Source organism: Streptomyces sp. NPDC050997, from assembly GCF_040660135.1.
GTDB lineage: Bacteria > Actinomycetota > Actinomycetes > Streptomycetales > Streptomycetaceae > Streptomyces.
In genome coordinates this window covers 33,515-58,731 of record NZ_JBFAGK010000008.1, presented here as the reverse complement: position 1 = coordinate 58,731, position 25,217 = coordinate 33,515, and the positions used below count along the sequence as shown (strand labels likewise).

Genomic DNA, 25,217 nt, shown 5'->3' with positions numbered 1-25,217 from the left:
CGGGCCGCCGGGGCCTCCTCGCTGGGTCTCCTTCGAGGAGGCCCCGGCTTTCAGGCCGGGGAGGAAGAAGCAGGGGCCGTGGTCAGACCGGGTCGATCCGGCAGAGGCAGAAGGGGTGCCCGGCCGGATCGGCGTAGACCCGGAAGTCCCTCTTCTCGTAGTCCTCCCGGTCCAGGACGCGCGCTCCCAGCGCCAGCACCTTCTCCTCGGCCGCGTCGATCTCCTCCCAGGTGCTCCCGGCGTCGAAGTCGAGGTGGAACTGCTGCGCGTTGCGGTCCGCGCGCGGCCATTCCGGCGGGGTGAGGCCGGGTGCCCGCTGGAAGGCCAGCCGCGGCCCGTCCGGAACGCGCAGCACCACCCAGTCGTCGTCCGCCCCCTCGGGCGTGCCGCCGCCGACCTGTGCGTAGAACTCGGCGAGCGCGCGCGGGTCGGGACAGTCGACGACCACGGAGCGGACGCGTGCGACGGGTGCCATGAGGTCCTCCCAGGTCAGCTGAGACAGAGGCAGAACGGGTGCCCCACCGGATCCGCGTAAACCCGGAAGGTCCGCGAGCGGTCCTCCGTGTCCAGCGCCTTGGCGCCCAGCGCCAGCGCCTCCTTCTCGGCCGCGTCCAGGTCCGCCACGACGAGATCCAGGTGGAACTGCTGCGAGTGGTCGGGCGCGGGCCACTTCGGCGGTACGTACCCGGGAGTGGCCTGGAAGGCCAGCGCCTGCCCGTCCGGCAGCTTCAGCTCCACCCATTCCCCCTGGTCCTCGACGATGCCGCCGAGCACACCGGCGTAGAACTCGGCGAGGGCGCGGGGGTCGGGGCAGTCCAGGACGACGACACCCAGCTTGGCGAAAGCCATGACTTCCTCCTCGAAGTCGGGGTTACCTGCCTTCGGATTCCCCATGGTCGGGGTTACCTGTACAGGCGAGTAACCAGTAACGGTTACTGCATACTCACGCATTGACGGTAACGTCGCAAGCATGAGTGAGAGATTGCCCGCCCCCGGAGGCCTGGACCTGGTCCAGTCCCTGGTGAACACGCTGGACATCGAGTCGGGAGCCGACTCGCTGGACGGGGTGGAGGGCCGGGCGGGGTTCGGCATCGCCCTGGGCGAGCTGGAGTCGGCCCGTGAACTGCGCGAATCGCTGCGTGCGGCCCTGCTCGCCCACGCCGGGCACCCGCCGCACCGCGCGGTGACCCCGCTGGGCGAGTTGCTCGCGGCGGCTCCCCTGGTGGTGACGGTCGACGCGGGCGACGGCTCGGCCGGCCTCGCCCCCGCCGACGCGGACCCGCTGCTCTCCCGGGTCGCGGCGGCCGTCGGCCAGGCGCTCGTCGAGGGCACCTGGACCCGGTTGAAGGCCTGCGAGGCGGCCGACTGCCACTGGGCGTACTACGACCGCAGCCCGGCCGGCCGCGGCCGCTGGTGCTCGATGCAGGTGTGCGGGGCGCGCGCGAAGATGCGCCGGTACCGGGCGAAGGACTGAGCCAAGGGCGCCGCCGTTCGGATCACCCCGAGCCACCGATCCGGGATGACTCGGGACGACCCGAACGGCACCCCCCACGCCTCCTCCTACGCCTCCTCCTCCCGGGCCGCCGTCGCCCGGGAGCCGACCAGCAACAGACACAGCACCGCGATCCCGGCGACGATGCCGGTCAGCACCAGCAGGGGGTCCAGCGGCCGGGCGGCCGAGGCGGTGGACTGGGTCGGGGGCAGCTGCGTGACCGGCGACGCCTGCCCGGCCTGGGCGCCCTGAGGCGACGAGGATGCCTGCGGCGACTGCGGTACGGCCGCCCCGGACGCGCTGGGGGAGGGTGACGAGGACGGCATGCGCATCGTCGGGGGCTCGCTCCTCGCGGTGGTCCGGCTCGGTACGGGCGCCCGGTGTTCCCCCGAGGATCCGGTGTGCTGGTGCGTCGCCGGAGGCGCCGTCGTCGCCGGTGCCGCCGCGCGGACCGTGATGCCGGCCGTCATGTTCGGGTGGACGGTGCAGTAGTAGCCGTACGACCCGGCCGCGGTGAACGTGAAGCTCCAGCTCTGCCCCTTGTTGAGCATGGGGGAGTGGATCGAGACCGGGCCCGAGGTGGTCTTCACGTCGTGCGGTGCCGTGTCCTGGTTGGTCCAGGTGACCGTGGACCCGACGGGGACGGTCAGGTTCGCGGGCGAGAAGGCGTACCCCTTCATGGCCACGCTGAACGAGGCCGCCGACGCCTGCCCGGCCGGCAGCAGCGGCAGCGCGAGGAGCGTGAGCACGGCGGACACGGCGGCACCCCGGGCGGCCCGCCGTGTCGTCCGCCGGGCCGCCCTCACGCGAACTCCGCCGCGACGAGCAGCCGTAGCCGGGTGGCCGGCCGCCGCCATGGCAGCCGGAACCCGGTGGCGCGGCGCAGCAGCCGGTACGGCAGCCGGGCGCGCCCCACGACGAGCAGCCGGTCGTCGGACCGCTCCACCACCCGCAACCGCAGCAGCACGGGGAAGGCGACACCGTTCACGTCGAGATCGCCGGTGAGCTGGAGACGGCCGGGGGTCTCTTCGACGTGCTCGGAGGTGAGGGCGGCGGTGAGGTGGCGGCCGCCGAACTCGAAGCGGAAGCAAGGGTGTTGGCGCCCGACAGCATGCTCGGAGTGCTCGGCGTCTTCGGCGCGCTCGGCGCGCTCGGTGTACGCGGTGTACGCGGCGTGTTCGCCCTGTTCGGCGGGTTCCGTGGCTTCGGTGTCGGCCGGCACGGTGAGGGACGCCCCGGCCAGCGCCACCCGGCGGCGCAGGGTCGGCAACGGGCCGTACCAGGCGGTGAGTTCGGTGAGCGAGCGGCAGGGGTCCACGGTGTACCGGCCGGGCAGGGGCAGGGGCAGCCGGTGGTCGGCGCCCGCGCGCGACTCCGGCGGGGGAGGGACGGTGGGCAGGGTGACGGTCGTCATCCCGGTCTCCTTGGAAAGCGGTTCCCGAAGCATGGCGATGGTGTGGAGAATGGGGTGGGCGCCGCTCCGGCCGGCTGAGCCCCGGCCGGAGCGGCGTCCCTCTGTGTCGCTGACCCCGTCAGCAGCTGGTGGTGAGGAAGTCCGTGGTGGGCGTGAGCATCTGCCCGGCCCAGACGGTGTGCATCTTCGTGTAGCTGTCGACGTCGAGCAGGTCGGTGACCTGCTGCCCCAGCGACTCCTGCAGGTGCGCCTTCTCGACGTGGTTCAGCAGCGCGCCGAGCGTGTCGTCGACGACTGAGCCGCCCCCCTCGACGGCGGGCTTGAGGATGCTCTCCACCCACACCGTGTGCATCTTGATGTACGAGTCGAGCGCGAGAGCGTCCTGCACCTGCTCGCCCGGCGACCGCTCCAGGTGCGCCACGTAGAGGTGCTGGAGGATCGGCATCAGCACGTTCTGGACGCTGGCGCACTGCTCGTCGTCACCGGAACCGCCGCCGGAGGTGCCGCCGGTCGGCGTGGGGGTGGGCGTCGGGGTCGGCGTCGTACCACCGGAGGACCCGCCGGTCGACCCGCCGGTCGACCCGCCGGTCGAACCACCGCTCGTACCGCCCGAGGACCCGCCGGTCGAACCACCGCTCGAACCGCCCGAGGACCCGCCGGACGTACCGCCGGACGTACCGCCCGACGAACCACCGCCGGCCTCGACGACCTTCACCGACGCGACCATGTCCGGGTGCACCGCGCAGTAGTACTCGTACGTCCCCGCCTTTTTGAAGGTGTACGACCACGAGTCGCCCTGGTTCAGGGTCCCCGAGTCGAACTTGACCGGGGCCTTCGTGGTGGTGACCGTGTGCGGCACGCTGTCGTGGTTGGTCCACTGGACGGTCTGGCCGACCTCGACGACGAGTTGCTTTCCGTCGCCGAACTTGTTGCCCATGATGTCGACCTGGTGGTCGGCAGCGGGGGCGGCGGCGGGCTGTGCCTCGGCAGCGGCGGCCGCGGGCGCCTGAGCCGCGCCCGCGGTCTGCTCCGAGGAACCGGACGCGGAGACCGCGCTCAGCAGCCCGAGGCCGAGCACGGCGGCCAGCGCCGCACCGAGCCCGGCGACCAGCAGGCCCCGGTTCCCGGTGGGCGGCCTGCGCCGCCTGTCACCGGACTCATTGCTGTTCTTCACTTCGACTCCTTTGTGCTTGGGGGGAGTTCAGCGGCCGGGGTCGGCCGTGACCAGCAGACTCGTCACGGCGAGCACGACGAGGACGAGCCCCGTCTCGACCGCGACCGAGTAACCGAAGGGCCGCACGGTGGCGGCGTCGCCGCGCAGCAGCACGGCGAGATCGAGGCGGGTGCGCACCCACTGGCGGCTCGCGTAAGCGGCGAGCAGCACGCACCCGAGCACGCCCGTCTTGACCAGCAGCAGCTGTCCGTACGAGGTGTGCAGCAGAGCGTCGTACGAGCCCACCACCTGCCAGGCGAGCACCAGCCCGGCGCCGACGATGGCGGTGACGCTCACGGCCGCGAGCCGCGAGTAGCCCGACACCACAGCCGCCAGCTCCGCGGCCCGCCGACGCGGCAGTACGGCCAGCGCGAGCAGGGCCAGCCCGCCGATCCACAGCGAGGCGCCGAGCAGATGGACGAAGTCGGCGACCGCGCCCCAGGACGGTTCGCCGCCCTCGGAGTTGTGGCCCGTCATGCCCGTCGTACGCAGCAGCCCGAAGGTCACCGCGAGGGCGCCCACCCGCCAGCCCGGGGAGCGGGAGGTGCGGGCCCCGCCCTGGAGCAGCGCGCCGAGCACCACCGCCGCCAGCACCCACAGCAGACCGCGCGCGGCGAGCACGACACCGGGTTCGGTGGCCAGCACCTCCGCGTAGGTCGCCGGGCGCAGTGCGTCCCGCGGGCCGCCGAAAGAGGTGTAGGCGCCCTGGAGGCCGATGGTGGCGACCGTGGCCAGCAGTCCGGCCGCCCAGCCGAGCACGAGCAGCGCCCGGGCCCGCGGTACGTCCGCGCCGCGCGGCCACAGCAGCGCGAGGAAGGCGAGACCGCCGACGAACAGGGCGAGGGCGAGATAGCCGGTCCAGCGGGCGGCGACGAGGGCCTTGCGCACCGAGGGGGAGGGCACGGGAGCTGCGGCGACGGTTTCGTCACCGCCGGTCTTGGTGGCAGCCGCGCCGACGGCCGGCGCGCCGACGGTGAGGGCGATCCGGCCGGAGGAGGCGTGTCCGTCCTCCTCGTCGACGACGGACCACACGACGGCGAGCTCACCGTGCTCCGGCGCGGCGAGCGCCACCCGCACGGTGTCCTCGTCGCCGCCCGGCGCATGGGACACCGGCAGCCGGTCGCCGCCGTCCACGGTCATTACCCGGACGCCGGTCAGGTCGACGGCCTCGTCGAAGGTGAGGGTGAGGTGGTCGGGGGCCCGGGTGAGCTCGGCGCCGTCCTCGGGTGAGGAGGAGACCAGCTCGGTATGGGCGGAGGCGGCCTGGGGCGCCCCGACCAGGGCGTAGAGGAGCGGGGTGAGGAGGAGCAGCAGCAGGGTGCGGCGGAGCGGCGGCGTCACGGCGTCGCCTCCGACCCGGGGGAGGCGCTGACGCCGAGGAGACCGGTCAGGGAGAGAGGGGCGAGACCGACGCAGGGGGACAGCTGCGGCTCGGGTGTCTCGTCGGTGCCGTCGAGCAGCCCGAACACCGGCTGGGTGAGCCCTCCCAGCAGCGGCCGTACGAGTGTGACCTCGCCGTCCTCGCAGGTGTCGCCGTCGGCGGGAGTGGAGCCCGAGGGGGACGGGGTGGGCGTGGGTGCGGGGGAGCCGGTGCCGGCGGGCGGTGCGGTCTGGTGGCCGCTGTGACCGGCCTCGCCGGTGCCTGCGGGGCCCCCGGGGCCGCCCGCCTGGCCGCCGGTGCCGTAGCCGGAGCCCACGCCGATCCCGCCGTATCCGGGCAACTCGCCGTTCCCGGCAGGGAGTTGGCCTGCTCCGGTGCCGGGGGCCTGCGCGCCGGCGCCGGCCGGGGCGGTCGGCTCGGGGATCGCCGGCGCCGTGGCGACGGGCGGTGGCGTCGGAGAGGTGGCGGCCTCTCCGGAGGCGGAGGGGGCGCCGATGCCCGACGCGTAGCCCAGCACGATCACCACGGCGCCGACGAGGGCCCCCGCCACCAACTCGTCGCGGTGATCCCGTGGCAACTCCGCCCTGTGGAACAAGGGCATGTTCACTCCTGGCATGGTCAGGTCAATCCGCATGGGGGTGCGGCGAATGACCACCAGTGGAGTGGAGAGCGGATTCCGCGCGAATACGCCTCGGTTAACCGATTGTTGCCTAGCTCTCCATCGTGGGGGTGCCCACTGTGAGAACGGTCCATTCCGCATGCCGCTCGAATGGAACCCGGATGGAATTCGAACTCATGTTGATGATTCTGAGGAGGGTGGCATGTGCCGTCCCCGGGAAACAGGCCCCAACCTTGGGGAACTCACCCCAACGCCCCCTGTCCCACCGGACGTGGCGACGAATGGCGTACAGAAAATCCCCGCAGATCTGCCTGTTCCTTCACGGAACCCGCGAGAATTCCCCGCCCTCCCGAAAATCCGTCAGGAATTCACGGAACCCGATGCCGATCCCGATGTCGACCCGATATCGATCTCGGTGCCGAGTTCCGTGAGGAGTTAGGTGACGAGTCAGGTGACGAGTCAGGTGACGAGTCAGGTGAGGAGTCAGGTGACGAGTCAGGTGAGGAGTCAGGTGACGAACAATCGCCTCAGGCCGTCGGTCGCCCCATCGCCCGGTACGTCCAGCCGGCCTTCCGCCACAGCTGGGGGTCCAGGGCGTTGCGCCCGTCCAGGATCAGCCGGGTCGCCGCGACCTCGCCGAGCGCCGCCGGGTCCAGCTCGCGGAACTCACGCCACTCCGTCAGATGCAGCACCGCGTCCGCGCCCCGCACCGCCTCCACCGCGGAGTCCGCGTACCCGAGCGTCGGGAAGATACGGCGGGCGTTGTCCATGCCCTTCGGGTCGTACACCGTCACCTGGCCGCCCTGGAGGTGGATCTGCCCGGCGACATTGAGCGCGGGCGAGTCCCGGACGTCGTCCGAGTCCGGCTTGAAGCTGGCGCCGAGCACCGCGACCCGCTTGCCCAGGAAGGCCCCGCCGCCCAGCGCCTCCCGCGCCAGCTCCACCATCTGCCCGCGCTGGCGCATGTTGATCGAGTCGATCTCGCGCAGGAAGGTCAGCGCCTGGTCGGCACCCAGCTCACCGGCGCGCGCCATGAAAGCCCGGATGTCCTTCGGCAGACAGCCGCCGCCGAAGCCGATCCCCGCCCGCAGGAACTTCTTGCCGATCCGGTCGTCGTACCCGATGGCCTCGGCCAGCTTGGCCACGTCGCCGCCGGAGGCCTCGCACATCTCCGCCATCGCGTTGATGAACGAGATCTTCGTGGCCAGGAAGGAGTTCGCGGAGGTCTTCACCAGCTCGGCGGTCGGGAAGTCGGTGACCACGAAGGGCGAGCCGGCGGAGACGGGGCCGGCGTACACCTTCCGCAGCAGCTTCTCGGCCCGCTCGCTGCGCACGCCCACCACGATCCGGTCCGGGTGCAGCGTGTCCTGGACCGCGAAGCCCTCGCGCAGGAACTCCGGGTTCCAGGCCAGCTCGGCGGCCGGGCCCGCGGGGGCGTTCGCGGCGAGATAGGCGGCGAGCCGGTCGGCGGACCCGACGGGCACGGTCGACTTGCCGACGACGAGGGCGGGCCCGGTCAGGTGCGGCGCGAGGGAGGTGATGGCCGCGTCGACGTAGGACATGTCGCAGGCGTACTCACCGTGCCGCTGGGGCGTGTTCACGCACACGAAGTGGACGTCGCCGAAGGCCGCCACCTCCGCGAAGTCCATGGTGAACCGCAGCCGGCCGGTCGACCCCTTGATCCCGGCGACGTGCTTGCGCAGCAGTTCCTCGAGGCCGGGCTCGTACATGGGGACCTCGCCCCGCTGGAGCATCTCGATCTTCTCCGGCACGACGTCCAACCCCAGCACCTCGAATCCGAGCTCGGCCATGGCCGCGGCATGGGTGGCGCCGAGGTAGCCGGTTCCGATCACGGTGATCTTGAGGCTCATGGATGCTCCAGGGGTCCGACTGTGGGGGGCGCGGTGCGGCTTCGGGTACGGCTGTGGGGTACATGAGGTGCGCTGGAAGAGCATAGTCCGGGTAGGGGAACGGACCCGGAAGGCCAGCTTCACGGCTGTCGCCAAGCTCACGTATCACTCGGGTGGGCAGGCCCTTAAAATTTGAGTTACTTAACGGTAATTAGCGTAGGCACCGCAGCGTCTTTGGAGCGTGAGAGACCTTGGCCGGATCGGCTGACTTCGACCTGTACCGCCCGTCAGAGGAGCACGACATGCTCCGGGACGCGATCCGTTCGCTGGCCGAGGCGAAGATCGCGCCGTACGCAGCCGTGGTCGACGAGGAGGCCCGCTTCCCCCAGGAGGCCCTCGACGCGCTGGTGGCCAACGACCTGCACGCGGTGCACGTACCCGAGGAGTACGGCGGCGGGGGCGCCGACGCGCTGGCCACGGTGATCGTGATCGAGGAGGTCGCCCGTGTCTGCGCCTCCTCCTCCCTCATCCCGGCCGTGAACAAGCTGGGCTCGCTCCCGGTGATCCTCTCCGGCTCCGAGGACCTGAAGAAGAAGTACCTGGCCCCGCTCGCCAAGGGCGACGCGATGTTCTCGTACGCCCTGTCCGAGCCGGACGCGGGCTCCGACGCGGCCGGCATGAAGACGAAGGCGGTCCGCGACGGCGACCACTACGTCCTGAACGGCGTGAAGCGCTGGATCACCAACGCGGGCGAGTCCGAGTACTACACGGTGATGGCGGTCACGGATCCCGAGAAGCGCAGCAGGGGCATCTCGGCCTTCGTCGTCGAGAAGTCGGACGAGGGTGTGTCCTTCGGCGCCCCCGAGAAGAAGCTCGGTATCAAGGGCTCCCCGACCCGCGAGGTCTACCTCGACAACGTCCGCATCCCGGCGGACCGCATGATCGGCGAGGAGGGCACCGGCTTCGCGACGGCGATGAAGACCCTGGACCACACCCGCGTCACCATCGCCGCCCAGGCCCTCGGCATCGCCCAGGGCGCCCTGGACTACGCCAAGGGGTACGTCCGCGAGCGCAAGCAGTTCGGCAAGCCGATCGCCGACTTCCAGGGCATCCAGTTCATGCTCGCCGACATGGCCATGAAGCTGGAGGCGGCTCGTCAGCTGACCTACGCGGCCGCCGCCAAGTCCGAGCGCGGTGACAGTGATCTCACTTTCCAGGGCGCGGCGGCCAAGTGCTTCGCCTCCGACGTGGCGATGGAGGTGACCGTCGATGCGGTGCAGCTCCTTGGCGGCTATGGCTACACGCGGGACTATCCCGTGGAGCGGATGATGCGCGACGCGAAGATCACGCAACTGTATGAGGGGACCAACCAGATTCAGCGGATCGTGATGGCCCGCAACTTGCCGTAACTGCTGGTGAACTGACTGCCGAAGGGTGCCCGGATGCTGGGCACCCTTCACTCTTTTGGGTCTACGGAGACATGAAGCATGGAAAGATCCGTGTGTCATGTCCTAGCGTTCTCGTGTGGCCGGGGACTTCCTGGCACACGGCGGTCGTTGCGTGCCGCGCTACTTTCGACTTGTGACCGAAGCATCGTCAGGCGGGGACTTGCCCGCGGGATGGCGTCTGGACGGGGAACAGCTCGTCCACGAAGCCGAGTTGTACGGATGGAAGCTGACTGTCGTCAGCCTGCTCGACGCGCCGTGGGACGGCCCGACGAGCCTCCGCATCGAGCCGCCTGACGATCCACGCGCCACAGTTGGGACGGACGGCATCACAACGGAGCTCATGCGATCGATCTCCCTGGCGGAGATCCGCAGGACAGCAAAGGAACTGCGTGCGCGCCTGGGCCGGTCGACTGACGAAGCCACCGCTGCGGCGGTGCTTCATCGGGTCGAGACGGAGCGGGAGTACGCCTTGATGGCTCGTGAGTACGTGTGTCTGGTGCAGCAGGGTTACCGGAGTCCTGTCACGCGGCTGGCGACGGCGTGGGGGCTCAGCCGGAACACCATCAGCGGCCGCGTCAGGCGGGCACGTGCCATGGGCTTCCTCGACGGGCCGCCGGGCCGACCCGCGGACCGCCTGACCGAAAAGGCCAGGTGGTATCTGAAGGGGGACGACAGTGACTCGGAACGGGACCGGTTCGACGGACGATGAGCCGCTCGTGGCGGTTTTCGAACGATGGGCCACCACGAGAGGGGTGGAGAACAGCAGCGTCAAGCAGTACCGGACGATGCTCAACACGGCTGTGATGCCGTTCTTTGGAGCCGACGGCATCAGGTGTATCACCTCGGCGCACATCGAGAAGTGGGTGGAGTGGATGACGCACTCACGTGCCTATAAGCACTCCACCGTCCGATTCCGATTCAGCATCCTCATGTCGGTGTTCAGTTGGGCGACCGAGCACGGGCTGGTGGACACCAACCCGTGCAGGCCAGTGATCCTCCCCGTAAGTGGCGCTCGGACACACCGAGATCAGCGAGCGGACGTCCACATCCCCAGCACGGAGGCAGTGCTCGGCGTAGTTGCGGCCGCTCCGGAGCGATACAGGGGAATGCTCTGGCTGATGGCTGGCTGCGGGTTACGTCTCGGCGAAGCCATGGGCCTCGGCCGTGACCGAATCTCCTTCGGCAACCAGCTGATCACAGTCGACCGGCAAGTTGCCTGCGACCGGGACACTGGATCGGGTCGATACGGCAGCATGAGGCTGCGCCACACCAAATGGCGTGAGGATGGGGAGCGGGGCGTCGAGTGCCCCTGCCTGACGTTGTGGCCTTGGCCCTGCGCCGTCACCTTAGGGACTACGACACCTGGGGTGAGGACGAGTTGCTGTTCAGCAACGCGACGGGCACCGGATTGCTCTACCCGTACTACTGGTACGGCAGGATCTGGCGTCCAGCCCTTGCCGCAGCCGGTATCGAGTACTTCAAGCCTCATAGTCTCCGGCACTTCTACGCAGCGTCGCTGCTGAGCCAGGGGGTCGCGATTTCCGAGGTCTCGGCCTGGTTGGGCCACATGTCGGTGAGCTTCACCGAGCGGTACTACTCCGATTTGATGCCTGACGCCCCCGACCGCGCGAGGCTCGCGATCGACGGCGCCCTGGGACCGAATCGACAGGAGGCGGCCGCAATCGGCAGGCCTGAGCTTCTACGGGCGGCGTCGGTATAGCGAGCCGAAGGAACTGCCGAGCGGTCAGATCGCTCAGGTGTCCGCTCGACAACCCCGGTCGATGGATCACGTGCCTATCTGGCCGACTGGACAAGCCAGTTCAGGCACCGCGCGATTCCGCGAACAGGTCACCAGGGCAACGGTCAGGTACGAGGGGCGTTCGAGATAGAAGCCGAGCGAGACATCAGCCCCCGAGTCCAGCCGCTCAGCAGCGGAGTTCACGAGAAGGGCCAGGTGGGTCGTGTCGCGCTGCGCCTCTGATGAAAATCGGGGTGCGTACTCGGCCAGCCGCTCCCCGAGCCATGACGCTGCTTCCTTCGCCTCATCCCACGTGCCACGAACCAGTGAACGCGGCTTGACGAGCCAGAACGCTGTTTCCAGGGGCGGTAGATCAGAAGTGGGGAATTCTGCGGCCACCTCGCGGTAGCGCTGGATCAGTTCCGGCTTGCTTCCGGCCGGGGGCGGCTCGGGATGTGGGGGCCGCCGTAGTGCTTCCTGGTCGAAGAGCTGTTTGGGGCCGGTCCACAGATAGCCGTGATGGTGCACCAGTCGTTCCTGTTCGGTGTTGGCGGTCGCGGGACCAACCGGTCCCGGCCCTGTGGAGGGCTGGACCGGGACCGGTTGGAGGGGGCGGAGGGTTAGACGTTCAGGCCGAACCGCGCCGGGTCGATACCGGCCGCGTCCAGCTCCTCCGTGGTGAACCGCAGCGGCTGAGCGTCCGGCCGCTTGCTGTCACTCAGGGCCCAGGCGTCGTCGCCGATGCGGGCCAGGGTTACGCACCCTTCGGTGCAGGGGCCTCCGCACGCCTGGACGAACGAGGCCCCGTCGATGTTGAGCCCGTACAGATCAGTTCCGTTCTGCATCGCTGCACCTTCCTGCTCAACTGATCACGGCCATGACTGGCCGCCGCCGCCCATGTCGGACGGGAGTTCAAGGGAGGGAGAGAGGTGGGCGTGCGGTGCCCCCGGAACTAAGGCCCGGGTTCCTGGGCAGCGGCCGTCAGGCTCCGCGCCTCGGCCACGACGCGAAGCGCCTCGGCTATCTGCTCGATGTACTCGGCGTTGAGCATTCCCACGTGCACGAGCGGTGTTCCGGAATGGGTGACCATCGGTCGCAGATGCTGCTGCACGCGCTCAGGGAGGCCGAGAGCGGCCAGCGCTTCGCGGAGCACCTTGGTGGCGTTGTCCGCCCGAGTGCGGCTGTCACGCCACGTCTGCATATCCATCAGTGCGCCTCCGTCTGATGCCGGCGCAGCTTGACGTTGCAGTCGGACACGGCGCTGTAATCCCCTGCGGAACGCGCATTCTCGCGGGCAACCGACAGGGACAGGCAGTCAGAGCAGCCAGGCACCGCTGAAGGCTCATGCGGGAGTTCGTTCAGGCTGGTTCCTGCCGTGGTCTGGGGCCAAGGATCGGAAGTTCTCTCTTCGATCTCCATGGCGCCATCTTCGGTGGCTCACGGGTGCGGCTCTAGCCTGTTTCCTGTTCCCGCAAAAAGTCATCGCGGATGTCCTCGACCAGACTACGCATTTCGTTTCCAGACAGCGCCACTTGCTCGAATCCATCGAACTTATCGACGTAGAGCCCCACATCCCTGGGGTCTGTGACGGCCACCTCTGCGTGGACCGTTTCTATCGTGACCATTCGGTCGTCGCGGATGACGAACGCGTGATTTGCAATGTCGTTTTGCTGAATCTGTAGGGGAACTATGCGGATGTCCACATGGGAGAGTCGTGAAATGGAAACGATGCGGTCGAGCTGCGCAGCCATCATCTGTGGCGGGACGATTCGCCACCGAAGGACAGGTTCCGTGATGATGAACCGCAGTGCCTTCGCATTGTCGTAGAGGACTGCTTGGCGTTCGAGTCTCCCGCTGATCGTCCGTGTGAGAGCGTCCTCACTCAGGTTGTGACGTTGCAGAACGGCCCGGATGTACTCCGGCGTCTGGAGCAGGCCGGGAACCAGCGCCGGTTGGAACAGCCGCATCATCGACATCTGGGCTTCCAGAGCCTTGGCGGCCTGCTGGCCTTTGTGGACCCCGATGCGCTTCAGAAGTCGCCATGCCGTCGCTTCCGTAGCCGACGCGCGGGCGGCCTCCGTGTACTCCGCCTTGACCTCATCCGAGACGCCGATGGCTGTCAGGATGCGCTCTACGTCCGTCGCGCTGGCCGCGAGCTTCGCATTCTCGATCTTGGACAGCTTGGACGGAGACATGAGGGCGCTGCGGGCTACTGCTTTGGCTTCCTTGCTGGATGCCACTCGCAGTGCCCGCAGCGCGGCCCCGAGCTGTGCTCTGTTCACGTCCCGTACTTGGCCCACCATTCGGTGAACGGTTCAGCGTGCGCGAGTGCCGCGTCACGGTAGCGCGTGAATTCCGCCGCTCGTTCCGGTGGCAGCACTTCCGATCCCAGGTACTTCCCGGTTCCGCCGTAGTTCATCACAGCCACGGACTCGGAGTCGAAGAACCAGAAGTCCGGAACGTTCTCCAGGGGGTTGGGTTTATCGGTGACGTCGAGGATGAAGAACTCCTCACCCCCGGTCATGTTCCTCTGGTAGCCCCACCCGAGTTCGAACCTAAGATAGTCCGTGAGTGGGCGGGACAGGATATGCACCCGGTAAACCCGCTTCCCTTTCTCGGTGTGGGAGCGGAGTTCTTCGATCCAACCCGCGTTGTAGTCGTCCGGCTGCGGCTCCCCGGTCAGGAACGCGTGATAAGTGTCGACGTTCCCGGACTTGCTGTAGTCGTCCAGGGTTTCCAGCCGGAACGCCTCACGCTCGAACGCGTCGAAGAGGTCGCCGAGGTTCCTAGATGAGGTCGTCACGGATGGCCTTTTGGATCAGTTCCATCGGGATCTCGACGAGGGTTTCGTGAGCGGGAATCTGAAGCCCGTGATCGGCTGGAGTCTCGCCCTGTACCAGGAAGGTGCCGCGATCCGTCGCGTAGATCGTCGGGCAGTCCTTGATGTCGCACGTGCTGACCAGCTTGGTGACCTTCATGGTCCTGATTCCCGTCTCGCGTGCTGCTGTCAGTGCCCCGCGTGTGGCTCGATGCTCCCGAGGATGAGGTGCGTGGGTCAAGCGATCACGGTTGACAGAACAGGAAACCGCGTAACCTGCGCCGAGCCTGCTCGTCTGTTGCGCGAACGAACCAGGTGCAGCGGATCGTGATGGCCCGCAACCTGCCGTAGGGCACGCGCCCGCTCCTCTGGTCGCCCTCCGTCCGCTTTGTCGGGTGGAGGGCGTCGTATTTTGTGTCAGCTTCGCAACAGGGCTGCCCTTATTTTCCGACGAACCTTGTAAGGGACATACCTTCGCCCTGCACACTGGGGCCCATGAGCGATTGGCCCGAGGGATCCGACAACCGCGGCAGCCGGTACGGACGCGGCAGCGCAGGCGCGCAGCCCGAGAGCGCCCGTGTGATGCGGCAGGTCCGCCGCGGCTCGGCGGCACCGCCCGGCCAGGGCGGCTACGGCCCCGGCCAAGCGGCACCGCCGTACGGCGGGATCCCGCAGCAGCCGTCGTACGTCGACGGCGGTGACGGCAACGCCTACGGCAACGGGTACGACAGCGGCTACAACACGGGCCAGGTCTACGGCGGTGGCCCCGGCGGCGGTGGCCCCGGCGGCCCCGGCGGCGGCAGAGGGCCGCGCCCCGCGCCGAACTGGCGCCGCCGCATCAAGTGGACGGCGATCACCGTGACGACCGTGCTGGCCGTGACGACCGTCGCCACGTACTTCTGGGCCGACTCCAAGCTCAACCGCGAGGTCGACCTGTCCAAGGTCATCGACCGGCCTGAGACGGGCGCCGGCACCAACTACCTCATCGTCGGCTCCGACAGCCGTGCGGGCATGTCCGCCGAGGAGAAGAAGAAGCTGCACACCGGCTCCGCCGAGGGCAAGCGCACCGACTCGATGATGCTGCTGCACGTCGGCAGCAACGGCGACACCCTGGTCTCCCTGCCCCGTGACTCGGACGTGGAGATACCCACGTACACGGGCTCCGACTCCGGCAAGACGTACCAGGGCAAGGGCCGGCACGTGAAGCTGAACGCGGCCTACGCCGAGGACGGCCCCGAACTGCTGGTGCGCACCGTCGAGTACAACACCGGCCTGCACATCGACCACTACGTGGAGATCGGCTTCGCCGGCTTCGCGAACATCGTGGACTCGGTCGGCGGCGTCGAGATCGACATCCCGCAGGACATCAAGGACACCAAGTCCGGCGCGGACTTCAAGAAGGGCAAGCAGACCCTCAACGGCGAGGAGGCCCTCGCCTTCGTCCGTACCCGGTACGCGCTGGCGGGCTCCGACCTGGACCGCACGAAGAACCAGCAGAAGTTCCTGAACGCGCTCGCCAGCCAGGTCGCCACCCCGAGCACCATCCTCAACCCGTTCAAGCTCTACCCGACCATGGGCTCGGGCCTGGACTCGCTGATCGTCGACAAGGACATGGGCCTGTACGACCTGGGCAAGATGTTCTGGGCGATGAAGGGTGTCAACGGCGGCGACGGCAAGTCGATGAACATGCCGATCTCCGGCTCCTCCGGCGGCAACCTCGTCTGGGACAAGGCGAAGGTGAAGACCCTGGTCGAGGAGCTGAACAGCGATGAGAAGGTCACGGTCGAGTGACTGACCCGAGCGGCAGAGCACCCTTCGACGCGGTGCTCTGCGACGTCGACAACGTGATCCGCTTCTACGACCCGTCCCGGCTGTACGCCCTGGAACGCGCGGCCGGGCTGACCGAGGGCACCACCATGAAGGTGGCCTTCGCCCCGGAGACCGATCTGCCGCTGCTGCTGGGGCGGATCGACGCGCAGGAATGGGTGCGGTCGATCGCCGAGGGCCTGACCGGTCTTGTGCCCGAGCCGACGGCCTGGGACCTGGGCACCACCCTGCTGGAGTCGCCGTTCCGGGCCGACGCCGAGGTGGTGTCCCTGCTGCGCCGGGCCCGCAGCCATGTCCCCCTGGTCCTCGTCAGCAACGCCACCCTCCGCCTGGAGGACGACCTCGCCGCGCTGGGTCTGACCGACCTCGCGGACCACGTCGTCAACAGCGCCCGCGTCGGTATGGTCAAGCCGGACCCGCGTATCTACCGGCTCGCCGCGTCCCTGGCCACCGTCCGTCCGGACCGCTGTCTGTTCGTCGACGACAGCGAGGAGAACGTCGAGGCGGCCGCCGCCGTGGGCATGCGCCCGCTCCACTTCCGCGACCCGGCGGACCTGGCGAGAGCGTTGGAGCCGCTGTTCTCGTAGGGCCCGAGCCCCCGCACCGGCCGCGAACCAGGGGCACCCCGCGGGGTGCCCCCGGGCTCGGTGGGCGGGTCACATCGTGGCGCCCGCCATCGCGCGGCAGGTCTCGGCGCAGCGGCGGCAGGCCTGAGCGCAGGCCATCATCTGGGCGTCGTCGGGCATCGACATGCAGGCCTCGGCGCACATGTCACAGGCCTTGGCGCACATGGCGCACATCTCGGACGACATCGGGGAGCGGCGCATCATCATGTCCGAGCACATACGGGTCGTCTCGGAACAGTCGATCAGCGCGCGCATGATCTGCATCTGGGCCTGTCCGCCCATCTGCATACAGGAGCTCATGGTCTCCTCGCATGCACTGTGACAGGCCATGCACGCCTCGACGCAGTCCTGCGTTTCCTTGCTGAGGGCGGTGGCGGTGGGCTGTTGCATGGTTCCTCCTTCGGTGGCGGGAACCGCGGGATCGGCTCCCGCACCTCCGTCCTACGCCTGCTCGCCCGCCTCCGCCATGGGGTGGACAAAAGCAAACGAACGGAATCCGTGTCGGAGGTTCCATGTCAGGGGGCACAGCGTCGGAGTGCCGGGCCCTACGAGCACCCCGCGTCGTCCCCCCGCATCACCCCGAACTCGCCCTGATACGGGTCCTCGGCCTCCACCTTGCGTACCTTCATGAAGTCCGTGCCCGCGATCACCTTCAGCGTCGCTCCCTGCCCTTTCGCCGCCCGTAGTTCACTGCCCGGCAGGGCGGTCGCCAGCGACTTCGCGGAGCGGTCCCAGCGGGGGTCGTAGACGACGACGGTCCGCTTCACGGAACGGTCGGCCGCGTCCACGGGCCGGTGCGTCGTACGGAATCCGGTCGACGCCAGTGCGTTGTCCACGCGCTTGCCGAGGCCGGCCGTGTGTGTCCCGTTCTCCACCTGGACGCGGATCTGCTGCGGGGCCACCCCCACCCGCACCGCCTTTCTCTTCTTGCGGTGCGCGGACAGTGGCCGGTCGTCGCGCAGGGACCGGAAGAGCCGCTCGGACTTCCTCGGGTCCCATTTCAGGGTGGAACCGACGCCCTTCACGACGTATGCCATCTGACCGATCGGGACGGTGGTGAACTCCGAGGACGACGGGGAGAAGTTCCGCATCGCCCGGCCCAGGTCCAGCAGTTCGCCGGTGCCGAAGCCCTTGTCGGCGCGTACGGAGCCCAGTACGGCCCGGATGATGTCCCGGAACTTCATCGGGTTGAGGAGGATCCCGGAGGAGGTCGCCCGCCCGATCAGGGCGGCCATGAAGCGCTGTTGGCGCTGCATCCGGCCCAGGTCGGAGGTGCCGTCGACGTGCCGGGCGCGGACGTACTGGAGGGCCTGGCCGCCGTGCAGGTTGTGCCCGCCGGGCGGGAGGTCGAGGCCGGTGTAGGAGTCCTTGAGGTGGTCGATGGTGCAGATCCTCACCCCGCCGAGGACGTCCACCGTCTTCATGAAACTGGTGAAGTCGATCTCCAGATAGTGGTCGATCTTCACATGGGTCATGTTCTCGACCGTGCGCACGGTGAGGTTCGGGCCGCCCTCCGCGTACGCCGCGTTGATCTTGATGGGGTGGCCGACGTGCTGCTTCCCGGTGATCCGGTCGGTGTGCGCGGGCGTCACGGCGTACGAGTCGCGGGGCAGGCTCACCACGCTGGCCCGCTCACGGTCGTCCGAGATGTGCACGATCATGATCGTGTCGGTGCAGCGGCAGGGGGCGCCGCCGAGCCGGTACTTCCGCCGCTCGACCTCTGTGATCTTGTCCCGGCCGTCGGTGCCGACCAGCAGCACGTTCATGCCGTGACCGGCCTGCGGACGGTTCTTCATGTCCTTGAAGGGGTCGACCCGGGCGATGTCCGCGTCGAGGCTTGTCACCACCGTGTGGCCGATCCCTGCGGACGCGAGGACGACCACCGACAGCGTGGTCACCGTCCGCATGGCCCAGCGCGGCTTCTTCCGCCGTTCGGGCGGCCGCGGCGCGCTGCGCTGCGGCAGGGGGCTGCGCTGCGCCGGGGTGGGGGAGCGGCGGGGCGGCGTGGGCATGGCGGGACACCTCCGCTAGGGCCGAACGTGGGATCGTGAGCACCGTAGGTCCATACGATCTGCGACCACGGGCGCCGCCCCGGGTGGGGCGCACTGGTGTCCCCCGTTCGCGGTAACGTGAGCCCCCTATGAACGCCAAGCCCGACGTGCAGCTCCCCGCCGTTTCTGTGATCATGCCCGTCCTCGACGAGGAACGGCATCTGCGCGGAGCCGTCCAAGCGATCCTCGCGCAGGAGTACGCCGGCGAGATGGAGGTCGTGATCGCCCTCGGTCCGTCCACGGACCGTACGGACGAGATCGCGGCCGAGCTCGTCGCGGAAACCGCGTCCCACACGAACAAACGTGTGCACACCGTCCCGAACCCGACCGGCCGCACGCCCGCCGCGCTGAACGCCGCGATCAAGGCCTCCCGCCATCCGATCGTGGTGCGCGTCGACGGGCACGGCATGCTCTCGCCGAACTACATCACCACCGCCGTACGGCTCCTGGGGGAGACCGGCGCGCAGAACGTCGGCGGCATCATGCACGCCGAGGGTGAGAACGACTGGGAGCACGCGGTCGCCGCCGCCATGACCTCGAAGATCGGGGTCGGCAACGCCGTCTTCCACACCGGGGGCGCGGCCTGCGAGGCCGAGACCGTGTACCTCGGGGTGTTCCGGCGTGCGGCGCTGGAGCAACAGGGCGGCTACAACGAGGAGTTCATCCGCGCCCAGGACTGGGAGCTCAACTTCCGGATCCGGGAGGCGGGCGGGCTGATCTGGTTCTCGCCGGAGCTGAAGGTGTCGTACCGGCCGAGGCCCTCGGTGCGGGCGCTGGCCAAGCAGTACAAGGACTACGGCCGTTGGCGGCACGTCGTCGCCCGCTACCACGAGGGCTCCATCAACCTGCGCTACCTCGCCCCGCCGACCGCGGTGTGCGCGATCGCGGCGGGGATCGTGGTCGGCGCCGCGCTCACCCCGTGGGGCTTGGTGATCCCCGGCGGTTATCTCGCGGCGATCGTCCTCGGTTCCCTTCCCGCGGGCAAGGGACTGCCGTTGAAGGCCCGGCTGCGGATCCCTGTCGCCCTCGCCACCATGCACATGTCGTGGGGATGGGGCTTCCTGACCAGCCCGAAGTCACTGGCGAAGAGGGTCATCGCCTCGCGCCGCCCGGCGGTTCGCGCGGACGTCACCTCCGGCTGACGGGGAGCCGGGGCGACCGCGCCCGCCGCGGTCGCCCCGGTCCACTCACCGGCTCAGCTGGCGCACTGCACCTTGTCCGCCGTGGACTTGTCCACGTTCGGGGTCTTGGCCGAGGCGGCGTTGAGCTTGATGCCCGCGCCCTTGAAGTCCTCGCCGAGGATCAGGGTCATCGTGGGCAGACCCTGCGCGTTGGCCACGCTCTCGCCCGGCTTCATCGCGGACCCGGACAGGCCCATGATGTCGGCGAGCCGACGCGCCTGGTCGGCCTGCTCGGGGGCGTACTCCAATGTCGTCTTCGCCTGCGTGGCCTCCGCGTTGCCCGCGTTCTCCGACTTGCGGACGCCCTCGCTGTTCTGCAACTGGTCGAGTTCCTTCTGCGCGCTGCCGGCCACCGCACCGCCGTTGAGAATGCGCACCCGCACCTCGGAGGCGTCCGCCTTGGTGCCCTTGAGCCGCGCGGCGATCTCGGCCTTCTCCTTCGCCTGCTCCTGCTTGACCTCGGTGAACGACACGTCGTTCTTGATCATCTGGAAGACCTGGGGTGCCGTCGAATCGTCGAAGACCACCGTCGCCCTGACCTTCTCGGCGGGGTTGTCCCGCACCGGGGTCGTGGTGAAGGTGATGTTCTTCGTCGGCACCTTCTTCAGCTCCAGGGCCATGTCCTTGAGCGTGCCGACCTTGCCGATCGCGCTGTCCACGGTCAGCGCCTCGGTGGCGGCCTCGGCGAGTTTCAGCAGCTTCGTGGGGCTGGTGAGGGTGTCGCCGGAGGCCATCTTGCGCATCAGCGAGCCGAGGAACTGCTGCTGCACCTTGATCCGGTCCAGGTCGCCCTCGTTGCCGAAGCTGTGGCGGGTACGCAGGAAGGCGAGGGCCTGCTCGCCCTCGACGGTGGACTCGCCCTTCGGCAGGACGAGCTTCGACTCCTTGTCGTCGACCGCCTTCGCCACGCACACCTCGACGCCGTCCACCGCCGTGGTCAGCGTCTTGACCGCGTTGAAGTCGGCCATCATGAAGTGGTCCACCGGGATTCCGGTGTTCTCCGTCACCGTGCGCATGGTGCAGCCGGGGTCCCGGCCGTCCTCGCCGAGGCTCCTGTTGAACCGGACGTTCTGCAGGCCCGAAACGGTCTTCTCGGTGCCGTCGTCCTGCTTCGTCGGGCAGTTGGGAATGTCGACGATGAGGTCGCGCGGGATGCTGAGCGCGGTCGCGTTCGAGCGGTCCTTGGAGACGTGCAGCAGGATCGTGGTGTCGGCGTGGCCCACGCTGCCCTTGTCGCCGTAGCCCTCGTTGCCCTCGCCGGTGCGCTTGTCGGTACCGATGACGAGGATGTTGAAGGCCTCGTCCTTCTTGAAGTTGCTGGCGCCCGCGTCACCGACGTCGGTCGTCTGGACGTTGCCCTCCAGATGCCGGAGGTAGAAGTAGCCGGCGCCCGCGGCGGCGACCATGACGAACGCCATGGTGCCGCCGGTCCACAGCACGGCCTTCTTGGCCTTCGACGCCTTCTTGGCCGGCCGGTGTCCGCGCCGCCCCGGCAGCGGCTCCTCGGGCGCACCGGGGCGTCTGCGAGGGGGCGGTACCTCGCGCCCGGGGGACGAGGGCGGCGCCGTACGCGTACGGGCCGTACCCGCTCCCCGGGGCCGGGGAACCGTCGACTTGGGCGCGATCGTCGACGGCGACGCGACCCCCGACCGCGGTGCGGAAGGGGCCAGTCGCAGTTCGTATTCGCCGGTGTCCGGGTTTAACACCCACTGGTCGGCGGGGTCGATGTTCTCCGCCCGCCCACGGCCTTGTGTGTCCACCGTTTCGGAATCCTCCGTCTGGGCCAGACCTCGTGGCCGGGGATCACTGGACCGCTCACACTATCCGCACACTTCGACGGCGAGTGAATTTTCCTGAGGATTCAGTGGAGTGGGAGTTCGACTACCAGCGGTAGGGCTGGTACACGTCCATGCATTGACCGTCGTCCGAGCCGTTGATGGCATCCGAGCTACTGGGCAGGTCACCGGCCTTGGGAGCCGACGTCTTCGGATACGCCGTGCCCGTACGCCAGTCGGCGCCGACGACGACCGTGACGCCGGACACGTCTGTCGACTTCTTCACCGAACTCACAGGAATCCCGAGGGATTTGGCGACCGCCTGGGCGTCGCCCTCCAGTTCGGCGCTCGGATAACGCACCACGGTCCGGTCCTCGGAGACCGCCGCCGAGGAGTCCCGGGCCGCCTTCGTGAACCCCTTCCCGACGAGCGCCTGGGCGATCGTGCCCGCGCGGCCGGACACCGGACCGAGCGTGGAGGTGCGGGTGGCGTTGGTCACCAGGACGCCGATCTGGTCCTTCGCCGCGGCGGGGTCCTCGGAGGTCTTCTCGGTGCTCGCGGTCTGCTTCGCGTCCGTCTTCCCGTCGGTCTTCGTGCCCTTGTCGTCGAAGGGCACGTCGTCACGGAGCATCGCCCACATCTTCTCCGCGTCGGCGCCGGCGGGCAGCAGATGGTTGGCGTCCTCGGGGTCGGGCACGGTCGGCATCGTCGTCATGGTGATGCGGTCCGTGGGCACCGTCTTGAGCTGCATCCCGAGGTCGTACAGCTTCTTCACCGTGCCGATCTCCTCGGAGACCTTCAGGGACTTGGTGGCCGACTCGGCCAGGTTCATCAGACGGCCGGTGTCGGTGAAGGCGTTCTGGTCCTTCAGCGTGCGGATCATCGAGTTCATGTACATGTGCTGGGCCCGGGCCCGCAGCGGGTCGCTGCCCCAGGCGTGCCGGGTGCGCAGCCACTGCAGCGCCTGCTTGCCCTGCACCTTCTTCGTCCCGGCCGTCAGCTTCAGTCCGGAGCCGCCGGGCACGCGGGGCAGCGGTCGGTCCCACACGTTCTGGTTCACACAGACCTCGACGCCGCCGATGGCGTCCGCCATGCTCACCACGCCCGCGAAGTCGATCGTCATCCAGTGGTCGACGTAGATCCCGGTGAGGTTCTCCCAGGTGGTCAGCGTGCAGCCGGCTCCGCCGCGGGCCAGCGACTCGTTGATGATCTTGTTGGTCGCGGAGAACTTCTCGCCGGTGTCCGGGTCCTCGCACTTGGGGATGTCGACCCGGGTGTCGCGCGGGATGCTGACCACCGCCGCGCTCTTGCGGTCCGCGGACAGGTGGATGAGCATCTGCACATCGCCCAGCGGCGGGTTGCCGCGGTTGTCCCTGCTGCCGCCGAGCGCCACGTTCGCGTCGGAGTTACGGCTGTCCGAGCCGATCAGCAGGATGTTCATCGGCGTCTGGCCGGCCGCGTTCGGCTCCGTCTTGCGGGCCTTGGAGTCGCCGCCGCTGCGCTTGCCCTTCTGGATGTTGCCGTTGAGGTGCTCGTAGTAGAGATATCCGGCGCCGGCCGTGCCAAGTATCAGCACCGCCAGGGTCGTTGCCGACCACCGCAGCACCCGGTGCTTGCGCCCGGGCAGTTGCCGGTTGCGCCGCCCGCCGTGTCCGCCCCCCGTGTCACGTCTGCCGGAGCCGTCCCCGCCTCCCGCCTCGCCGCCGGAGCGCTCCTTGCGTCGGCCGGTCCCGCCGTCCCCACGGCGGCCGCCCTCCCGGCCCGCGGCGTCCTGTTGGACGTCCGGTCGGGTTCCCTCCCCATGCACGCTGCTGCGCGTCATCTCCCCTGTCTCCCCACCCTCGCACCATCGAACGGGCCTGTCGTACGTCCCTATAGACGTACGACAGGCCCGTCAGGTCACTTGGCGCACTCGACCTTGTCAGCCGTGGACTTCTGAACGCCCTCCGGCGCCTTCGTCGGAGCGGTGAGCGATACGCCGGCCTCTTCGAAGTCCTTGCCCAGAGTCAGCGTCATCGTCGGCAGACCCTGGGAGTTGGTGACGCTCTTGCCCGGCTTCATCGCCGATCCGGACAACCCCATGATGTCCGCGAGCCGACGTGCCTGGTCCGCCTGGTCGGGAGCGTACTCGAGGGTGGTCTTGGCCAGCTCCGCGGGCGCGTTGCCGGCGTTCTCGGACTTCACCACGCCCTCGTCGTTCTGCAGGTACTGGAGCTCCGCCTGCGCGCTGCCGGCCACGGCACCGCCGTTGAAGATGCGCACCCGCACCTCCGAAGCTGCCGACTTGGCGCCGTCCAGACGGGCGGCCACGGCGGCCGCCTCCTTCTTCTTCTGGGCCTTGACCTCGGTGAACGACACATCGTTCTTGACCATGTCGAAGACCTGCTGAGCCGTCGACGGGTTGACGACGACGGTCGCCTTGACCTTCTCCTCCGGGTTGTCGATCACCGGCACGGTGGTGAACGTCAGGTTCTTGACGTCGAGCTTGCCCAGCTCCAGGCCGAGGTCCTTGAGCTTGTTGATGCTGTCCAGCTGGGAGTCGACGGTCAGTGCCTTGGTGCCCGACTCGGCCAGCTTTATCATCTTCGACGGGCTGGTCAGCGTGTCATTGGACTTCAGCTTCCGCATCAGCGCGCTGAGGAACTGCTGTTGCAGCCCGATCCGGCTCAGGTCACCGCCGAACCCGACGGCGTGCCGGGTGCGCACGAACGCGAGCGCCGTCTCGCCCGAGATGTGCTGCGTCCCCTTCTTCAGGTCCAGGTGCGAGTCCGGGTCCTTGAGGTCCTTGGCGAGACAGACGTCGACCCCGCCGACCGCCGTGGTCAGCGTCTTGACCGCGTTGAAGTCGGCGACCATGAAGTTGTCCGGCTTGACCCCGGTCAGCTCGGTGACGGTCCGCATGGTGCAGCTGGGCGTGCGCTCGTCCTGGCCGAGGCTCGTGTTGAAGCGGACGCCCGTGGTGCCGGGGATGATCTTCTGGGTGCCGTCCGCCTGCGTGGTGGGGCAGTCGGGGACGTCGACGATGAGGTCGCGCGGGATGCTGAGCGCGGTCGCGTTCGTACGGTCCTTGGAGACGTGCAGCAGGATCGTGGTGTCGGCGTGCCCGACGCTGCCGGCGTCGCCGTAGCCCTCGTTGCCCGAGCCCGTGCGTTTGTCCGTGCCGATCAACAGGATGTTGATCGCCTTGTCCTTCTGGAAGCCGCCGGTGCTCGCACCGTCGTCGGAGATGGACGTGATGTTGCCGTTGAGGTGCTCTATGTAGAGGTAGGCGCCCCCCGCCCCGGCCACCAGCACGAACGCCATCGTGCCGCCGGTCCACAGCAGGGCCTTCTTGGCCTTCGACGCCTTCTTGACCGGCCGGCGTCCGCGCCGCCCCGGCAGCGGTTCCTCGGGGGGCGCGCCACGGCGTCTGCGCGGCGGCGGGACCCCACGGCCGGGGGCCGCGGGCGTCGCCGTACGGCCGCGTGTCGCGCCCGCCCCGACCGGGGCGGTGGAGCGCGGTCCCGGTACCGCCGACTGCGGTGCGGAAGGGGCCAGTCGCAGTTCGTATTCGCCGGTGTTCGGATTGAGCACCCACTGGTCGGCGGGATCGATATCGTCCGCCCGCCCACGGCCTTGCGCGTCCACGGTTGTCGATTCCTCCGTCGGGGCACGCGGCGCCTTCCCCTCCAAGGCGCCCGGGTCTCGGTCACACGGTGCACGGCCGAAGGACAGACCTGGCCGGGTGCACCGGGTCGCTCACACTAACCGCCCACTAAGGCGTAGAGCGACGTCGGTGACATAT

26 protein-coding genes are annotated in these 25,217 nt (G+C 68.9%); 7 read left to right on the top strand and 19 right to left on the bottom strand.

Going from position 1 to position 25,217, the window contains the following annotated elements:
• Window positions 1-82: 82 nt before the first annotated feature.
• Entirely contained in the window at window positions 83-475 is a 393-nt protein-coding gene (locus AB0H86_RS19855) for a VOC family protein (protein WP_362439910.1), read from the bottom strand.
• A gap of 14 nt (window positions 476-489) precedes the next feature.
• The gene (locus AB0H86_RS19850) at window positions 490-849 is read right to left on the bottom strand and encodes a VOC family protein (RefSeq protein ID WP_362439907.1); all 360 of its coding nucleotides are present in this window, start codon (window positions 847-849) and stop codon (window positions 490-492) included.
• 121 nt (window positions 850-970) lie between these two features.
• On the opposite strand from AB0H86_RS19850, the gene AB0H86_RS19845 reads away from it, so the two are divergent.
• Entirely contained in the window at window positions 971-1,474 is a 504-nt protein-coding gene (locus AB0H86_RS19845; RefSeq protein WP_362439904.1) for a CGNR zinc finger domain-containing protein, read from the top strand.
• Between the two features lie 86 nt (window positions 1,475-1,560).
• Here AB0H86_RS19845 and AB0H86_RS19840 read toward each other — a convergent pair whose 3' ends face one another.
• The 6 genes from AB0H86_RS19840 to AB0H86_RS19815 all read right to left on the bottom strand — a co-directional run bounded on the left by AB0H86_RS19840 (window position 1,561) and on the right by AB0H86_RS19815 (window position 7,990).
• Window positions 1,561-2,250, bottom strand: a complete 690-nt coding sequence (locus AB0H86_RS19840; protein WP_362439901.1) for a cupredoxin family copper-binding protein — start codon at window positions 2,248-2,250, stop codon at window positions 1,561-1,563.
• Between the two features lie 44 nt (window positions 2,251-2,294).
• The gene (locus AB0H86_RS19835; RefSeq protein WP_362439898.1) at window positions 2,295-2,906 is read right to left on the bottom strand and encodes a hypothetical protein; all 612 of its coding nucleotides are present in this window, start codon (window positions 2,904-2,906) and stop codon (window positions 2,295-2,297) included.
• A 118-nt stretch (window positions 2,907-3,024) separates the two neighbouring features.
• Entirely contained in the window at window positions 3,025-4,080 is a 1,056-nt protein-coding gene (locus AB0H86_RS19830) for a plastocyanin/azurin family copper-binding protein (protein WP_362439895.1), read from the bottom strand.
• Between the two features lie 27 nt (window positions 4,081-4,107).
• Window positions 4,108-5,460, bottom strand: a complete 1,353-nt coding sequence (locus AB0H86_RS19825) for a copper resistance protein CopC (protein WP_362439892.1) — start codon at window positions 5,458-5,460, stop codon at window positions 4,108-4,110.
• A complete protein-coding gene (locus AB0H86_RS19820) occupies window positions 5,457-6,101 on the bottom strand; it encodes a hypothetical protein (protein ID WP_362439889.1) in 645 nt (214 codons plus the stop codon). Before AB0H86_RS19820 ends, AB0H86_RS19825 begins: the two co-directional genes overlap by 4 nt.
• 545 nt (window positions 6,102-6,646) lie before the next feature.
• Window positions 6,647-7,990: a UDP-glucose/GDP-mannose dehydrogenase family protein gene (locus AB0H86_RS19815; RefSeq protein WP_362439886.1), complete on the bottom strand. Its 1,344-nt coding sequence runs from the start codon at window positions 7,988-7,990 to the stop codon at window positions 6,647-6,649.
• Between the two features lie 230 nt (window positions 7,991-8,220).
• Here AB0H86_RS19815 and AB0H86_RS19810 point away from each other — a divergent pair, with 230 nt between their 5' ends.
• From AB0H86_RS19810 to AB0H86_RS19800, 3 genes are all read left to right on the top strand, one after another.
• Window positions 8,221-9,378 carry an acyl-CoA dehydrogenase gene (locus AB0H86_RS19810; RefSeq protein ID WP_362439883.1) on the top strand — a complete coding sequence of 386 codons (1,158 nt, stop codon included), beginning with the start codon at window positions 8,221-8,223 and terminating at the stop codon, window positions 9,376-9,378.
• A gap of 115 nt (window positions 9,379-9,493) precedes the next feature.
• The gene (locus AB0H86_RS19805) at window positions 9,494-10,126 is read left to right on the top strand and encodes a hypothetical protein (protein ID WP_362439880.1); all 633 of its coding nucleotides are present in this window, start codon (window positions 9,494-9,496) and stop codon (window positions 10,124-10,126) included.
• A 594-nt stretch (window positions 10,127-10,720) separates the two neighbouring features.
• Window positions 10,721-11,137: a site-specific integrase gene (locus tag AB0H86_RS19800; protein WP_362439877.1), complete on the top strand. Its 417-nt coding sequence runs from the start codon at window positions 10,721-10,723 to the stop codon at window positions 11,135-11,137.
• A 66-nt stretch (window positions 11,138-11,203) separates the two neighbouring features.
• Here the strand turns inward: AB0H86_RS19800 and AB0H86_RS19795 are convergent, their stop codons facing one another.
• The 6 genes from AB0H86_RS19795 to AB0H86_RS19770 form a co-directional block, all read right to left on the bottom strand.
• Entirely contained in the window at window positions 11,204-11,683 is a 480-nt protein-coding gene (locus AB0H86_RS19795; RefSeq protein WP_362439874.1) for a hypothetical protein, read from the bottom strand.
• A gap of 92 nt (window positions 11,684-11,775) precedes the next feature.
• Window positions 11,776-12,000 carry a DUF397 domain-containing protein gene (locus tag AB0H86_RS19790; RefSeq protein WP_362439871.1) on the bottom strand — a complete coding sequence of 75 codons (225 nt, stop codon included), beginning with the start codon at window positions 11,998-12,000 and terminating at the stop codon, window positions 11,776-11,778.
• A gap of 107 nt (window positions 12,001-12,107) precedes the next feature.
• Window positions 12,108-12,362 carry a hypothetical protein gene (locus AB0H86_RS19785; RefSeq protein WP_362439868.1) on the bottom strand — a complete coding sequence of 85 codons (255 nt, stop codon included), beginning with the start codon at window positions 12,360-12,362 and terminating at the stop codon, window positions 12,108-12,110.
• Window positions 12,363-12,606: 244 nt separating this feature from the next.
• Window positions 12,607-13,437, bottom strand: a complete 831-nt coding sequence (locus AB0H86_RS19780) for a helix-turn-helix transcriptional regulator (protein WP_362439865.1) — start codon at window positions 13,435-13,437, stop codon at window positions 12,607-12,609.
• Window positions 13,434-13,958, bottom strand: a complete 525-nt coding sequence (locus AB0H86_RS19775) for a DUF6879 family protein (protein WP_362439862.1) — start codon at window positions 13,956-13,958, stop codon at window positions 13,434-13,436. Before AB0H86_RS19775 ends, AB0H86_RS19780 begins: the two co-directional genes overlap by 4 nt.
• Complete coding sequence (locus AB0H86_RS19770) at window positions 13,942-14,133, bottom strand: hypothetical protein (protein ID WP_362439859.1); 192 nt, start codon at window positions 14,131-14,133, stop codon at window positions 13,942-13,944. The genes AB0H86_RS19775 and AB0H86_RS19770 overlap by 17 nt, the downstream gene beginning before the upstream one ends.
• A 335-nt stretch (window positions 14,134-14,468) precedes the next feature.
• Here AB0H86_RS19770 and AB0H86_RS19765 point away from each other — a divergent pair, with 335 nt between their 5' ends.
• Window positions 14,469-15,764, top strand: coding sequence for an LCP family protein (locus AB0H86_RS19765; protein ID WP_362439856.1), 1,296 nt, complete (start codon window positions 14,469-14,471; stop codon window positions 15,762-15,764).
• Window positions 15,761-16,387: an HAD-IA family hydrolase gene (locus AB0H86_RS19760; protein ID WP_362439853.1), complete on the top strand. Its 627-nt coding sequence runs from the start codon at window positions 15,761-15,763 to the stop codon at window positions 16,385-16,387. The genes AB0H86_RS19765 and AB0H86_RS19760 overlap by 4 nt, the downstream gene beginning before the upstream one ends.
• A 69-nt stretch (window positions 16,388-16,456) precedes the next feature.
• On the opposite strand, the gene AB0H86_RS19755 is transcribed toward AB0H86_RS19760, so the two are convergent.
• Window positions 16,457-16,816, bottom strand: a complete 360-nt coding sequence (locus AB0H86_RS19755) for a four-helix bundle copper-binding protein (RefSeq protein ID WP_362439850.1) — start codon at window positions 16,814-16,816, stop codon at window positions 16,457-16,459.
• A gap of 155 nt (window positions 16,817-16,971) precedes the next feature.
• Complete coding sequence (locus AB0H86_RS19750) at window positions 16,972-18,438, bottom strand: LCP family protein (protein WP_362439847.1); 1,467 nt, start codon at window positions 18,436-18,438, stop codon at window positions 16,972-16,974.
• 128 nt (window positions 18,439-18,566) lie between these two features.
• Here AB0H86_RS19750 and AB0H86_RS19745 point away from each other — a divergent pair, with 128 nt between their 5' ends.
• Window positions 18,567-19,619, top strand: coding sequence for a glycosyltransferase family 2 protein (locus tag AB0H86_RS19745; RefSeq protein WP_362439844.1), 1,053 nt, complete (start codon window positions 18,567-18,569; stop codon window positions 19,617-19,619).
• 53 nt (window positions 19,620-19,672) lie between these two features.
• Here AB0H86_RS19745 and AB0H86_RS19740 read toward each other — a convergent pair whose 3' ends face one another.
• The 3 genes from AB0H86_RS19740 to AB0H86_RS19730 form a co-directional block, all read right to left on the bottom strand.
• A complete protein-coding gene (locus AB0H86_RS19740) occupies window positions 19,673-21,418 on the bottom strand; it encodes an LCP family protein (protein WP_362439841.1) in 1,746 nt (581 codons plus the stop codon).
• 121 nt (window positions 21,419-21,539) lie between these two features.
• Complete coding sequence (locus AB0H86_RS19735; protein ID WP_362439838.1) at window positions 21,540-23,255, bottom strand: LCP family protein; 1,716 nt, start codon at window positions 23,253-23,255, stop codon at window positions 21,540-21,542.
• Between the two features lie 77 nt (window positions 23,256-23,332).
• Window positions 23,333-25,060, bottom strand: a complete 1,728-nt coding sequence (locus tag AB0H86_RS19730) for an LCP family protein (RefSeq protein WP_362439834.1) — start codon at window positions 25,058-25,060, stop codon at window positions 23,333-23,335.
• Window positions 25,061-25,217 lie beyond the last annotated feature (157 nt).